Raw genomic sequence first — 13,333 nt, 5'->3', positions numbered from 1 at the left:
TCTCTATCCATCTCATGAACGAACAGGAAAATTACACAAATCATCGTATGCGAACCCGTGGAGAGTTGCCTGAACCAGCCGCCTAAATCAAGTATCAATCCCATGATTTAATCAGCTGAACCAAATAAAAAGCCGCCCCTCAAATATTCAAATGAACACTTGAATGGACAGCTCTATTCATGATGTACTATAAGGATTGAAATTTAGATACAATATCATCGATAAGCAAATTGGCTGATTTAATTCCGCCAGACAAATTCCAGATCACTTCATCCACATGAAATGCCATGTTCTTCTTAGCTACATTCAGATTGTTGAAGAGCGGGTCCTTGAACCACTCCTCCTGCATCTTCGTGCCGCCTTTCTTCTCATCGTAATCGGCATTAAAGTAGAACATCACATCTCCATCCATGTCCGCCATACGCTCCTTGCCGATCACTTCCATAAATTCATCCTTGTCTTGAACGGCAGGACGGGCGAAGCCGAGGTCACTTAAGATTACACCGGCAAAAGTATCCTTCTTATACAGGCGCACCGCTTGCGGTAGGAAGCGAACGAGCGATACTTTGTAAGACAATTTATCACCGATCTTTGACTTCGCTTCCTGAATGTGAGTCTCGTATTTCGCTAGAGCGGCATCCCCTTCTGCCTTAAGATTGAGCGCTTCCGCATACAGCTTGAAGTTCGTCTTCCAGCTCCCTGAGAGCTCCTCAGACAATACCGTTGGGGCTATAGCTTCCAGCTGAGAGTAAATTTCTTCATCCCGAATTTTATTGCCGATGATCAAATCCGGCTTCAGACCCAGAATCAGCTCTACGTTCGGCTTCGACTCGTCACCAAGCTCCGTAATCCCCTCCATCTCAGATCGGATATGAGGGAACCAGTCATCTCCGAGGCCCGAATTCACCGCGCCCACGGGCTTAACTCCGAGCTCAAGCAGAGCTTCTGTGCCTTCCTGTGTAAGCACCACTACCCGTTTCGGTGTGCCCTTAATGGAGGCTTCGCCCATGCTGTGCTTCACCTTTCGGATCTCTTCGTCTGACGTATTCGCTGCTGCCGTTGCGGACGTATCCGCCGGCTTCTGCTCCGCATCCTTGCTGCTGCCTTGGCCGCATCCGGACAAGACAACTGAGAATGCGAGCAATAGCATGATAGTTAATGAAATTAACTTATGATTAGGACGTAACAATTTCATCGGATGAATCTCTCCTTTTTATTTGACGGACGTGCCGTTGTTCTTAAAAAATAAGTAGAAAAAGAATGGAGCGCCCAGAGCCGCCGTGAATATTCCTGCAGGCAGATCTTTCGGGGCGAATAAAGTTCTTCCCGCTAAATCAGCCAGGACAAGCAGTATAGCGCCAATCAGCGCAGATACGGTAATTAGCCCTGCATGCTGATTACCTGCCAGTCTTCGTCCGATATGCGGGGCCATCAGACCAATGAACGCAATCCCTCCCGCTACACTGACAGAAGATGCAGCCAAACACACCGCGATCAGAAGCAACACCAGGCGGGTACGTTCAACGGCACTCCCGACTCCCATAGCAACGGTATCACCAAGCAGCATGACATTCAGATGCCTGGACATTCCCCAGGCGAGCGGAATAAAGATCACGATCCAAGGCAGCAGAGCAGCGGCGTGCTCCATCGACTTGCCATATACAGTTCCCGTGAGCCAATTCAATATTTGATCCGCCCGGTAAGAATCCCCGCTAATGAGAAGAAAAGTAGTGAGGGCTGATGCAGCCGAGGATATACCAACTCCAACGAGGATCAGGCGAAGCGGGGATGAATTCCTGGTGTAAGCCAATATGTATATGAGTGCCGCTGCGGTAAGCGCGCCGCCGAAGGCAGCAACAGGAAGCCAATGAATACTGACGCTAGCCTTCATGAGCGTCAAGAAAGCAACTGCTGCTACAGATGCCCCTCCGTTAATACCAACAATATCAGGTGCTGACAGCGGATTACGGAAGATTGCCTGCAGGATCGTCCCCGAGACGGCAAGACCTGCTCCAACCATAGCAGCTACGAGCACTCTTGGTAGCCTGAGCTTGAAGATCAACATCCGTGTCTGCTCATCCCCGCCTCCGAACAAGGTGGCCACGGTTTTAAGGAAAGGGATCGGCAGCGCTCCTGTGGACACACTCCAGATTATGGAGGCCAACAGCACCAGGAACAGCAGAGGAACTAATCCGACTATCTTAACCCGGCTCATGCTGCTCCCCTCCTTGCGAGATAGATGAAGAAGGGAACCCCAAGCAGTGCCGTCAGCAGCCCAACAGGGACTTCCTTGGGCATGAGTAAATATCTCGATGCCAGATCTGCGCAGACAAGCAGAAGCGCTCCGGCTACAGCGCAGTATGGAAGCAGCCAATAATGATTACTACCGATCAAATACCGGCATATATGGGGCACGATCAGCCCAACAAAGCCTATCGGACCTGCCACAGCAACGGCTCCGCCTGCAAGCAGCACAACGCTTAGAACAGCCGCAACCTTCGCCGGTCCTCCCCATTGGCCCAGCCCTGTTGCAACATCCTCATCAAGAGCCATAACATTTAGAGATCGGCTCATAGCCAGCGCGATGAGCAGACCCGCAAGCATATAAGGCGCTACAGCCGTTAAATGTTCAAGCTTCCTCCCTGTCACTGAACCGATCAGCCAGAATAGCGTCTCTCCTAGTGATTCGTTGTTCAGCAGCATCACGGCCGATGTGGCTGCGGAAGCCAGGGCTGCGAAGGCTACACCCGCAAGGGTCAGCTTAATGGGTTGAAATCCACCGGGACCGGTCCTTCCTAATACATAGACGAACACCGTTGTCACCGCTGCGCCGGTGAATGCGACCCACACCAATTCCCCCATCCCGAGATCCCGACTGACGAAGGATAGGAAGATCACTATCAATAGAACAGCACCTGCGTTAACTCCGAGCAGTGATGGGGATGCCAGCGGGTTCCTGGTCAACACCTGCATCACTGCGCCCGCAACAGCCAAACCCGCCCCTACAGCGGCGGAGATCAAGACGGCCGGAATTCTTACAGTACGTATCAGCAAATGGTCTTCCGAACCATTGAATTGAAATACGGCACCCACTAACGCCTTCATTCCAAACCGATGATAACCCAGCATTAAGCTGGCTATCATGCCCAGGGACAGGAGTAATATAAGCACAGCTAGTATTATGAGCTTCCCTCTGGCACTTCGGATCATACATTCCATAAGACAGTTACAGTAAAGCCGGATGAAAATGGCCTATCCTTTCTATTTGATAATGATTCTCAATTTCAATATAATGAAAATACAGTCTTTTGACTATGGACGAAATTGTCTTCTTTCCATGGATTATATTGTCTGAAGGATGTGGTTCTATGATTACAAAATTTCCTGTTGTCTATGTCATGCTCTCAATCAAACAGCATAAGCTCTCCGCTGGACGCAAAATAAGAAGCTTCCGTGCGCGCCGCGCTGCCCTCGGCTTTGTGATGGAAGGCACCGGAACAGCGCAGCTTGGAGGTTATAAATACGAGCTTAAACCAGGCGCAGTTCTGCATATCGCCCCAGAGACCTCCTTGGAACTCCAGGCTTCCGCAATAGGGTCGCTGACGCTTACGTATATTCACTACCTGGGCGTCATGCTAGATGCTGCTGTCCTTGCTCCACCTGCTATCGCCGAATGGGGGTTGTCACCGGTGGCTGCGGAATTCTTCAATCTGGATTCCTTCCGCCTGCCTGACATAAAGGAGCTTCTGGGTAAATTGCTTCAATCCAAGGAATCCGGGGAATCCACGGAATCCGGTACGCAATTCAACCGTAGCATGCTGTTCAATCAAATGCTTTATTTGCTCTCCTCGAGTGAACTGTCTCATGAAAGAACCGACAACGCGATTGAACGTTCCCTCAATTGGATGGACCAGAATTATATGAATAGCTTCCCACTTAGCCGCCTCCCCGAGCTGGCTGGTCTAACGCCAAGCTCTTACTGCCGCGCATTCAAGAGAGTTACCGGTCTGTCACCGGGCAGCTACCTGACTCAGCTTCGGATCAAGAAGGCGAAGACCCTTCTTCGTGAGCCGAATCGGACTTTGAAAGACGTGGCCCGCCATGTCGGTTATCAGGACGAGCTGTACTTCAGCAGAACGTTCAAGAAGAGTGAAGGCATGTCCCCTACCCTGTACCGCAAAAGACACGGCAAAAGAGTGGCTATCGTCAGCCACCTCTTTCTACAGGATCACATGCTGGCGCTCGGCGTTAAGCCGGTGGCGGGGCCTTCTTTTCCAAGCACCTATGCCGGTCTTGGCTATCCAAGCTACTTAACAGGACTTCTTAAAGACACTGTGGCGCTGAATGCGGAACGCAGAATCCGCTATAACGAGCTTACCCCGCTCTCTCCTGATGTGATTATCAAGATGGACTTCAATAATAACCTGGGCGGCGCCGCCTGGGCTGGCTATGAGAACACGGTTCATCTAAATGGAATTACAAGTTGGACTGGATATTTGGGGGCTGTCGCTGGCATCCTGGGTAAGGAGGACGAGGCAGATGGGATTGTTAGAAGGATGGCCCATGTCCAGCAGATCGGCAAAGACGCGCTCAGATCATTTACCGTCCAAGGAAGATGGGCTGTTATTCGCGTAATGCAGGATGACATACGTCTGTATACAGGGAACAATCATGCGCTCAGTGACCTGCTGTTCGAACAGCTTGGATTCCAGCCTTATGAGATGGCGTATGAGGAGGCTTATCTGTGTCAGGGACTGTCCCTGTTAGCAGAAATTGACCCTGAGCGGATTCTGGTTGTCTGGAGTGATTCGGCCGCGCTGGGTAAGCTGAGTACAAATCCGATCTGGCAGGGGCTGCGTGCAGTCGCAGACGGGCAAGTGTATGTCCCGGACAGCAAGGAATGGGACCCTTGGGGACCACTCGGCAGAGAGCTCACGATCCAGGAATGCGTTCGCTACTTCGGACAATTCCAGTAGTAGGGGACAGATTAGCCGACTCTACGAGTCTCCTTATTCCGACCTGGATCTCAGCCTCATTTACGAATGAGTAACTGAGCCTGATATAATCCCGCAGCTCTCTCATAGGATCATGGACATTTCCTGGAGAGAACACGATGCCATGCTCCGCACTCCGTCTCAGAAGTTCCTCAGCTGAAGGTCCCTCCGCCGGCAGCCGAACCCATAAGCTTAACCCGCCCTGCGGGCTCTCCCATGTCCAGTCAGCAGCACGGAGCTCCTCTTCCATCGCTTTCTTGCGAATCTCCAGCGCAATCCTCAGCTTCTCCAAATGCCCTGTCAACCGCTCAGACGCCAGGTACAGCAGAAATACCTTCTGATTCAGCAGCGGCGCCCCGTTATCCATCTGATATTTATACTGCAGCAAGAGGTTCATCCTCGGCGGCTGGACACATACAGCTGCTACCCGCAGCCCTGGAGCCGCATATTTGCTGAAACTCCGGATATAAATCACCCACCCGTCCGTATCATATGATGCTACTGGAGGAGGTGGTGCCTCGCCAAAATAAATATCGCGAAAGGAGTCATCCTCGGCAATCAGACATTGGTACTGCTCAGCAAGCTCGGCCAGCAGCTTACGCTGCTGTACAGGGACCGTATACCCTGTCGGGTTATGAAAGGTTGGGTTGATATAGAACATCCTGGGCTCATGCTGTCTCATGAGCGTCTCAAGGTGGGGCAAATCATATCCATCTGGATGAATATCTACGGGAATCAAGCGGGCTCCGCATCCCTCAAAGATGGTGATAGCCGCGTGATAGGTAGGTCTTTCAATGAGAACAACATCGCCTCTTTGTACGAAAGCCCTTGCTATGATGTCAATCGCCTGCTGGGCTCCGGTGGTGATCAGCAGATCATCCGCGGTCAGATGAAGTTGATGCGTCTGGGCGAAGAGTCGGCATAATACAGATCTCAGCTCTTCATCTCCCTGTACAGAGGAGTAGGTGCTGAGCACCTTCGGATACAAGTCGAATACTTTCTTGGCGTACTCCGAGAAATAACGATTCGGCAGCAAGGCTGGATCAACCAAGGCCTGTGAGAACGAATGCGGCTGGACGGGCCGCTCGGTGCTGGGATCGGAACGCTGAGCGTCCACATTCGTGCGAATATGACCTTCGCGCTGCTTCTCCGGCAGCACGTAATAACCCGACTTTTCCTTGACGTAGATTCGTCCTGTCTCTTTCAGCAATTGGTAGGCCTTGAGCACCGTAAGCCGGTGAATGCCCAGCTCTTCAGCCAGAATTCGAACCGAAGGGAGCTTCTCATGTTCTCTCCACTCCTTCTTCGCAAGCTTCTCAAGCAGAAGGTCATAGACTTGACGGAACAGCTGCTGACGTGGCTGAATACTTCTCTGGCTTGAATGAAGTTGTGAATTCACATTGAAGTTCATATTCATACTCTCAGTGCGATCGGGCCCTTCATTGATGGAATTAGGCATATTCATGTGGATCATCCCCCTTTCCATAATTAAGTATAGAACTAAGACCTATATAAGACGCAGCTAAAAATTGACTTGAGGGGAAGCGTAACGGAGGGGAAGCTTGGAACTGTAGGAGCGAAAGCGATCGCCTACAAGCTTTCTGAAAGAAAGCTACATCGGAAGCATATGCCTTTGTCTCCGGATTTCATCCGCCCTGCGGTATAAATCAAGAAATCTGGAGGCGGGCAGCGGCCGAAAGTCCAAGCATTCCCCGTAGTTACGACTGTACCCACAAATGTGAACATTTTAACTGCGGCTTATATAGCTATCGATCTCATCTGGTCTATTCATATCCCATCTGTTCTATATCCTATTAACTATAATAGAGCCAAAAGGGGGATTCGTGTATGGTTTATGTGGCTTTCTCTGTAATGTGTCTGATTTTTGGTACAACCTTTCTGGCTATTAAATGGGGGATCGATGCGGGGCTTACCCCATTCCTCGGAGGAGGATGCCGCTTCTTCCTGGCTGGACTGATTCTCTTCAGCTTCATGGTATGGAAGCGACAGGCCCCGCTCTCCCTGCTGCTCCGCAAGGAGATGATGCTTACGGGCCTGGGTCTCACCTTCGGTACCTTCGCTTCACTATACTGGGCCGAACAGTACATCTCTTCAGGTATCGCCGCGGTTCTATCCGCAACAGGACCGATTATGATTCTGCTGCTTCAAATGACCCTTCTTCGCCAGAGAACAAGAATCACCGCTATCGCTGGATGTCTGATCGGATTCTCGGGTGTTGTTCTGCTCCTGATCCCGGGAATTACGGCCCCTACCAGTCCATTCTGGATTCTGGCCTCTGTCACGATCCTGATTGGCGAAATCTTCTACGCCGGCGGAACACTCTACTCGAAGCACGTTATGCCGCGCTTCAAAGGGATCTCTCCGGTCGCATTAAATGCGGTTCAGATGATGTACGGCGGTGGGGGCCTGCTGGTGATGTCGTTCTTCACAGAGGATATTCATCTTCATTCCCTGCTCAAACCCCATGCCATCTACTCCATGCTCTATCTGATTGTGATCGGCTCCATGGTGGCCCATACGATCTTCTACTGGCTGGTCGCCAAGACCACGCCGCTCTTTCCGTCAACCTGGCTGTATATTTCCCCGGTCATTGCGCTCCTGTTAGGCATGATCCTGTACCATGAACCCGTCTCTTGGAACACACTGGCCGGAGTGCTGATCATTATCGCCGGACTTATCCTCATTAATGCTCCTGCGCTTCGCCAGCTATTCGGACGTAAGATTGGCCTAACTGAGGGCGGATCATGACAAGATGGGGGAATTCTTCACATAGCAAGGCATATCATACTTGGCACAGCAGCAGACATGAATGACCTAGCCAAAACAGGCCCCGGAGAAGGTATTCTTCTTAGGGCCTGTTTGGCTATGATCTATTGAAGGCTGCCCTTATCACGGGCTATTAGGTCAGACTATGTATTCTTGGGCAGCTTATTATTCCGGGCCTACCCGGTAAATATGGCTTTTACATCATTGGTGAATGTGATTTGCTTCCAGATTGCTGCCCGCTCTTATCTATTCTCTTCAGACATTGTTCCAGAGAAGCATCGCCATAAATCAGCTTGGCCATCACTAGAAGGATGATGACATATAGAAGAAATGGCGCGAGTCCATACCATAGGGTTGTCTCCCCCTCGACTCTGAGAAACGCCACAGCTCCACTTCCAAAGAGATGTCCAAGAGTAAAATTATAAATAAAATGTGCGCAGACAGCAGGTAGGATAGAGCCACTCTTGAGGTAGACATACAAGAGTGTTGTATTCACGATAAAGATTAGAATCGAGTAGACCAGATCGAGACCATTAAATATAGACATGATGATAGACAACAGGCCAATGGACAGGAACATCAGCAGGGGACCCCAATGCTTGAGCTTCAGCACGATATAGGCACGAAGCATCTCTTCATAAAAGGCATTGACGAACCAACCTGCCCCCGTGACTAGGAGCATCGGAACAATCTGTACGTTCTCGAAATAGTGGACATTGAAGTATGCTCTGAGAATCCCTGCCTCATCCAGGCTCTTCAGATAGACGAGATGCAGCACAATCGTCATCGTGATAGCCGCAAGCGAATAGATCAAATGCTTGCGGCCCCTCTTGATTCCGAGAGAGGCGACCTTCATACGGTCGACCCTTCGGATATATATAATTGTTACAGCGAGCATGATGAGGCCGGTTCCCAGATTGATAATTCCGAACAAGTAAGGGTGCTCCGGCCCTATATACTGACCCAATCCAAGTGGATAGAGGACAAGATAACTCAGCAGCAGATTCATGAGACATAAGATAATTATGCCCTTATAACCGCTTATTTTGTGTGGCATCCTTGCATTCCTTTCTTATACAACGTCTTTGGTATCCACATTCCTTATCGTCATGTAGGCGATTATTATTCCGATAAAGCATAGTGCGACAGGTATGGCGATAATACTGCTCAGTGTGAAGCCATTCGTGTTTGAAGAGACCAGACTAACAATTAACACCGCGGATACGATTGTGAACGGCACTGAATGTCTGCGCATTCCAAAGTATAGAGGAATCAGACTGATGCCCGCAGCCGACACAGCTGATAACAGTACGCTGGATACCTGCTTCCATAACATTTCCATCGTCAAAGTTTCCGGAACTATGTCATACGCCCGATCTGCCAGCATCACCATACCATCCAGAAATACATTGGACAGCAGCACAGTAATTAAAGTGAACAGGAAAACAATGCTCAGCTTGGCAACCATGATATGCTTACGGCTGATCGGATAGACAAACATAAGGTTAATCGTCTTATTCTTATATTCTTCTATAATAATCCTTGCAATAATAGCAGACGCATAAATGACAAAGGTAATCCGGACAAGTGAACCAATAATATCAAAAATTGTATGATACGAGGCGAAAGTATTTTCTGATTCTGTCTTATCCGCAAAATAAATCAGGGTCAATAAGGCCATAATCGCCAAGATACAAATGACTACCCCTTTGAGCATCCCCCAAAGCTTATACTTCTTCATCTCAAGTCTCATCATCTTAAGCAACGCCCTCACCTCCCTCGATCAAGCTAAGGAAGTGATCTTCAAGCGAATGCCGCTTAAGGTTGAGCGATTCGATGTCCACATTCTCATTCACCAGAGCTTTAGCTAAATCCCGCTGAGATATCCCATCCGAATATATTCTCAGACACTTGTCGTCAATCACCTTATAGTTACGGATGTTCAGCTTGTTCTCCAGCACAAACGCTGCTTTCTTATAATCGCTCGTCGCCAGCTCAATATATTCCGTATTCTTCTCCCGGATCGTGCTCATCGCCACTTCTTCAACAAGCCGTCCTCCCCGGATCACACCTATAGTATCGGCAATTTGCTCCATTTCCCCAAGAATATGACTCGAAATAAGCAGCGTAATTCCAAACTGCTGGCTAAGCATTTTGAATATATCCCGAAGCTCCTTGATCCCAACCGGGTCAAGACCGTTAATGGGCTCATCCAGGATCAGAAACTCTGGCTTGGTGATAATGGCTCTCGCAATACCCAAGCGCTGCTTCATTCCGAGGGAGAAGTCCTTGACCGCCTTTTTCTCAATGTTCTGTAATTTCACAAGCTCCAGAGCATCCTTGATCGCTTTCTTGTCATAGTAGCCCATGTATTCACAGTGCAGATCCAGATTCTCACGGGCTGACAACCGATCATAAAATACCGGATATTCGATAATGCTGCCCATCCGCTTAAGCACGCTGTACGACTTTTCTGTCAGCTTCTCCCCAAAAATTTCAATTTCACCAGCGGTGGGTTTAACCAGATTGGTAATCATCTTCATGACCGTAGTCTTACCGGCACCGTTGGGTCCGAGGAACCCGTAGATTTCACCTTGCGCTATCTTCATGCTCACGTCCTGAACAACCTCATGGCCACCGAACGTTTTGGTTAAATGACTCGTTTTAAGTATATATCCCATATCCCTATCTCCTTTGCTTCAACTGTATATCTTTATATTAAGGAGAGGAGTTCTCTTTTTTATTAACTGAATCTTACTTAAATCTTAAGTAGGGAAAATTGCCCCAACAGGTGAAGCTACACCTTCATCCGTGGAAATCTCACCGCGAACGTCGTGCGTACAAAGGGCTTGCTGCTCAAAGTAATCCGGCCGTTTAGCTGCTCTACAAGCCGCTTGGTAATGGTCAACCCAAGGCCGCTTCCCTGGTAGAATTTGTTCCTCGAATCCTCCAGAGTGTACATTCTCTCGAACACTTTATCCTGATGGATCTCATGAATTCCCTTCCCCCGGTCCCATACCTCCATCACTACTTCCGATTCTTCGGCTCGCAGACTAAGGCCCAGCACCTTCCCTTCGCTTCCGTAGCGAATCGCATTGGAGATCAGATTGTTCAGAATTCGGTCAAGCGTCTCTTCATTGGACACAAGAAAGATAGGGCTCTCCGGAATCTCAATGCTGACCTCCATCCCTTGTGAGACGATTAAGTCATAGAAAGAGAGAATATTCCTGCGGCATACTTCTCCAGCATTAACAGGCGTGAGCGGCAGCTGCTTATCCCCGGATTCCAGCTTGGCCAGGTCGAAGAACTTGTTGATCAGCTCCAGAACCTCAGCCGCCTTGCTGTGAACTTTAAGCAAGAGCTTATCCTTCTCTTCACCAGAAAGTCTGCGATCTTGAATGAGGGTCTCGGTGGAGCCCAGGACTACCGTTAAAGGGGTCTTGAGATCATGCGAGATGTTGGAAAGCATCTTCCGCATGGAAGACTCAAGCTCTCTCTGCTTTGCGTCTATTTGATGCGTATCTTCAATTAGACGGTTCATATCCACCAAGAGACGCTGGAGCTGCACATCGTCAGTGAACAGCAGCACCCTTTCCAGGCTTCCAGCATCTTTAATCGCATTTACAGCCTGATGAATCTCGTCCAGCTGCCGGGAACGGGTCCTGTTCTTCATAAGCTGCAAAGTAAGAAATACTGCCAAGATCAGGGCGATGACGGATAAGAGCAGGATCACGTTAGAACTCCCCCAACTTGTAGCCGATGCCCCACAGGGTCTGAATGTACTTCGGATGCGATGGATCATCTTCAATCTTCTCGCGCAGCCTGCGCATATGTACATTAATCACGTTCTCATCTCCGAAATAGTCATCATTCCAGACAAACCCATATACCTGGGCTTTCGTGAACACCCGGGTAGGATTGGTTGCGAAGAGCTTCAGAATGTGGAACTCCTTGGCCGTCAGCTTTACTTCTTCCCCAGACTTAATCACGGAGAAGTTATCCAGATCTATGGCCAGTTCTCCAATCTGGAGAAGCTTGCCCGCAGTCTCTGTGTGCTGCTCTGAAGCTGAATATCCTGCCCGGCGTATCGCCGCCTTCACCCTGGCAGCAAGCTCGATCATCGAGAAGGGCTTGGTTATGTAATCATCGGCACCAAAGCCGAGACCCAGCGCCTTATCGACATCACTATCCTTGGCAGACATGATGAGAACAGGCACCAGACTCTGCCGCCTGATCAACTGAAGCACATCTGTTCCGTTTCGTCCCGGAAGCATCAGATCCAGCAGGACCAAATCATACCTGCCCTGTGTAAATGCCGTCTCCGCTTCAATTCCATCGAATGCCGCGGTGACCTCATAGCCTTCTCTGGTTAGATAGTCCCGCACCATCTCACTTATGGACTGATCATCTTCAATTAGCAATATTTTTTGCTGCAATCTCTGTCCCGCCTTGCTCTTGTAAAATAATCGTACTCACTTAACCTTAACATCCCTGCGCCATATGCCACAATATGGAATATATAAAAAAGGAACCAGACATAAGTCAGGTTCCTGTTCCCAGCACTATTCGAGCGCCTCATTCGCTGGCGAGCGAGACGCTTTAGATGTTCCATTTACCAGCCAGATCCCAAGCAGCACCAGTACAATCCCTAAGGTCATGAATACAGTCAGACTTTCATGCAAGACCAGACAGCCGGAGATCACCCCAACCACAGGGACTAGCAGCAAGGAGATGGACGCTTTGCTTGCTTCCACTTTAGATAAAATGTAAGACCACATGACGAACGCCAGCGCTGAACCGATCACACCCGCAAAACCTACGTATACAATGGGCATGAGGCCCCAGTGGCTCTGTCCATGCTCGAAGATGAAGGAATACAGGAGCAGCCCCGCAGCCCCGAATACCATCTGCCAGGTTGTGAACTGAAGCATGTCGCAGTGAGCCAGCTTCCGCTTGATAATCAAATTCGAGAATGCCCAGGACAACCCTGAAGACAGCGCGAGCAGCATAGCACCTGTAGTTCCGCCAAAGTGCGCATCCATAGCAATGAACAGCCCAATAATCCCTACAATAATCCCGATAAGCTTACGGGCCCTGAGCTGTTCGCCCGGAAGCCAGTAGTGGGCCATCAGAGACAGCCAGAGCGGCATGCTATAAGTTAACACAGAGGTTAGACCCGCACTAAGATCCACTAGCGACAGCTGGATGGCCAGGTTGAAGTACATGGTCTGCAGAATCCCGCAGATAACGTACCAGATCATATCTTTTCCGCGCGGAAATGGAACCTTCCTGAAATAACATACCGCCAGGAGCACCAACGCGCCCAAGGCGAACCGGTAGCCCGCGAATAATACGGGTGGGAATACGCCGTTCGCAAGCTTCATGAATACCCAGTTAAATCCCCAGATCAGACACAATAACCCTATCAAAAAATTCATTCTTACCTACACCTCTGATTGCTATAAGCTGATCTATTGAATTACACATTAGGCAGCCGTGTGAAATGTTCTTCCTATCGCTGCTGCTTCGCCTCACCAGAATCATTCCACACT

12 protein-coding genes are annotated in these 13,333 nt (G+C 49.5%); 2 read left to right on the top strand and 10 right to left on the bottom strand.

Going from position 1 to position 13,333, the window contains the following annotated elements; all coding sequences use genetic code 11:
- Nucleotides 1-187: 187 nt before the first annotated feature.
- The 3 genes from ACRRNK_RS03190 to ACRRNK_RS03180 are packed head-to-tail and all read right to left on the bottom strand — an operon-like array spanning nt 188 to nt 3,219.
- On the bottom strand, nt 188-1,195 hold the full coding sequence (locus ACRRNK_RS03190; protein ID WP_433945372.1) for an ABC transporter substrate-binding protein: 1,008 nt from the start codon (nt 1,193-1,195) through the stop codon (nt 188-190).
- Nucleotides 1,196-1,213: 18 nt separating this feature from the next.
- A complete protein-coding gene (locus ACRRNK_RS03185; RefSeq protein WP_433945371.1) occupies nt 1,214-2,215 on the bottom strand; it encodes a FecCD family ABC transporter permease in 1,002 nt (333 codons plus the stop codon).
- Nucleotides 2,212-3,219 carry a FecCD family ABC transporter permease gene (locus ACRRNK_RS03180; protein WP_433945370.1) on the bottom strand — a complete coding sequence of 336 codons (1,008 nt, stop codon included), beginning with the start codon at nt 3,217-3,219 and terminating at the stop codon, nt 2,212-2,214. Before ACRRNK_RS03180 ends, ACRRNK_RS03185 begins: the two co-directional genes overlap by 4 nt.
- Before the next feature lie 149 nt (nt 3,220-3,368).
- Here ACRRNK_RS03180 and ACRRNK_RS03175 point away from each other — a divergent pair, with 149 nt between their 5' ends.
- Nucleotides 3,369-4,976, top strand: a complete 1,608-nt coding sequence (locus tag ACRRNK_RS03175) for a helix-turn-helix domain-containing protein (RefSeq protein ID WP_433945369.1) — start codon at nt 3,369-3,371, stop codon at nt 4,974-4,976.
- Here ACRRNK_RS03175 and ACRRNK_RS03170 read toward each other — a convergent pair.
- A complete protein-coding gene (locus tag ACRRNK_RS03170; RefSeq protein ID WP_433946790.1) occupies nt 4,933-6,405 on the bottom strand; it encodes a PLP-dependent aminotransferase family protein in 1,473 nt (490 codons plus the stop codon). The genes ACRRNK_RS03175 and ACRRNK_RS03170 overlap by 44 nt on opposite strands.
- A gap of 437 nt (nt 6,406-6,842) precedes the next feature.
- Here ACRRNK_RS03170 and ACRRNK_RS03165 point away from each other — a divergent pair, with 437 nt between their 5' ends.
- Complete coding sequence (locus ACRRNK_RS03165) at nt 6,843-7,763, top strand: DMT family transporter (protein ID WP_433945368.1); 921 nt, start codon at nt 6,843-6,845, stop codon at nt 7,761-7,763.
- 214 nt (nt 7,764-7,977) lie between these two features.
- Here ACRRNK_RS03165 and ACRRNK_RS03160 read toward each other — a convergent pair whose 3' ends face one another.
- The 6 genes from ACRRNK_RS03160 to ACRRNK_RS03135 form a co-directional block, all read right to left on the bottom strand.
- On the bottom strand, nt 7,978-8,838 hold the full coding sequence (locus ACRRNK_RS03160; protein ID WP_433945367.1) for a CPBP family glutamic-type intramembrane protease: 861 nt from the start codon (nt 8,836-8,838) through the stop codon (nt 7,978-7,980).
- 15 nt (nt 8,839-8,853) lie between these two features.
- On the bottom strand, nt 8,854-9,537 hold the full coding sequence (locus ACRRNK_RS03155; RefSeq protein WP_433946789.1) for an ABC transporter permease: 684 nt from the start codon (nt 9,535-9,537) through the stop codon (nt 8,854-8,856).
- Between the two features lies 1 nt (nt 9,538).
- On the bottom strand, nt 9,539-10,462 hold the full coding sequence (locus tag ACRRNK_RS03150) for an ABC transporter ATP-binding protein (protein WP_433945366.1): 924 nt from the start codon (nt 10,460-10,462) through the stop codon (nt 9,539-9,541).
- Between the two features lie 116 nt (nt 10,463-10,578).
- Complete coding sequence (locus tag ACRRNK_RS03145; protein WP_433945365.1) at nt 10,579-11,514, bottom strand: sensor histidine kinase; 936 nt, start codon at nt 11,512-11,514, stop codon at nt 10,579-10,581.
- A gap of 1 nt (nt 11,515) precedes the next feature.
- Complete coding sequence (locus tag ACRRNK_RS03140) at nt 11,516-12,169, bottom strand: response regulator transcription factor (protein ID WP_433946788.1); 654 nt, start codon at nt 12,167-12,169, stop codon at nt 11,516-11,518.
- A gap of 174 nt (nt 12,170-12,343) precedes the next feature.
- Nucleotides 12,344-13,219, bottom strand: a complete 876-nt coding sequence (locus ACRRNK_RS03135) for a DMT family transporter (RefSeq protein WP_433945364.1) — start codon at nt 13,217-13,219, stop codon at nt 12,344-12,346.
- Nucleotides 13,220-13,333: the final 114 nt, after the last annotated feature.

Source organism: Paenibacillus sp. SN-8-1 (assembly GCF_050995535.1).
Classification (GTDB): domain Bacteria; phylum Bacillota; class Bacilli; order Paenibacillales; family Paenibacillaceae; genus Fontibacillus.
The sequence above is the reverse complement of the archived record's forward strand: the minus strand, read 5'-3'. Positions and strand labels throughout refer to the sequence as shown.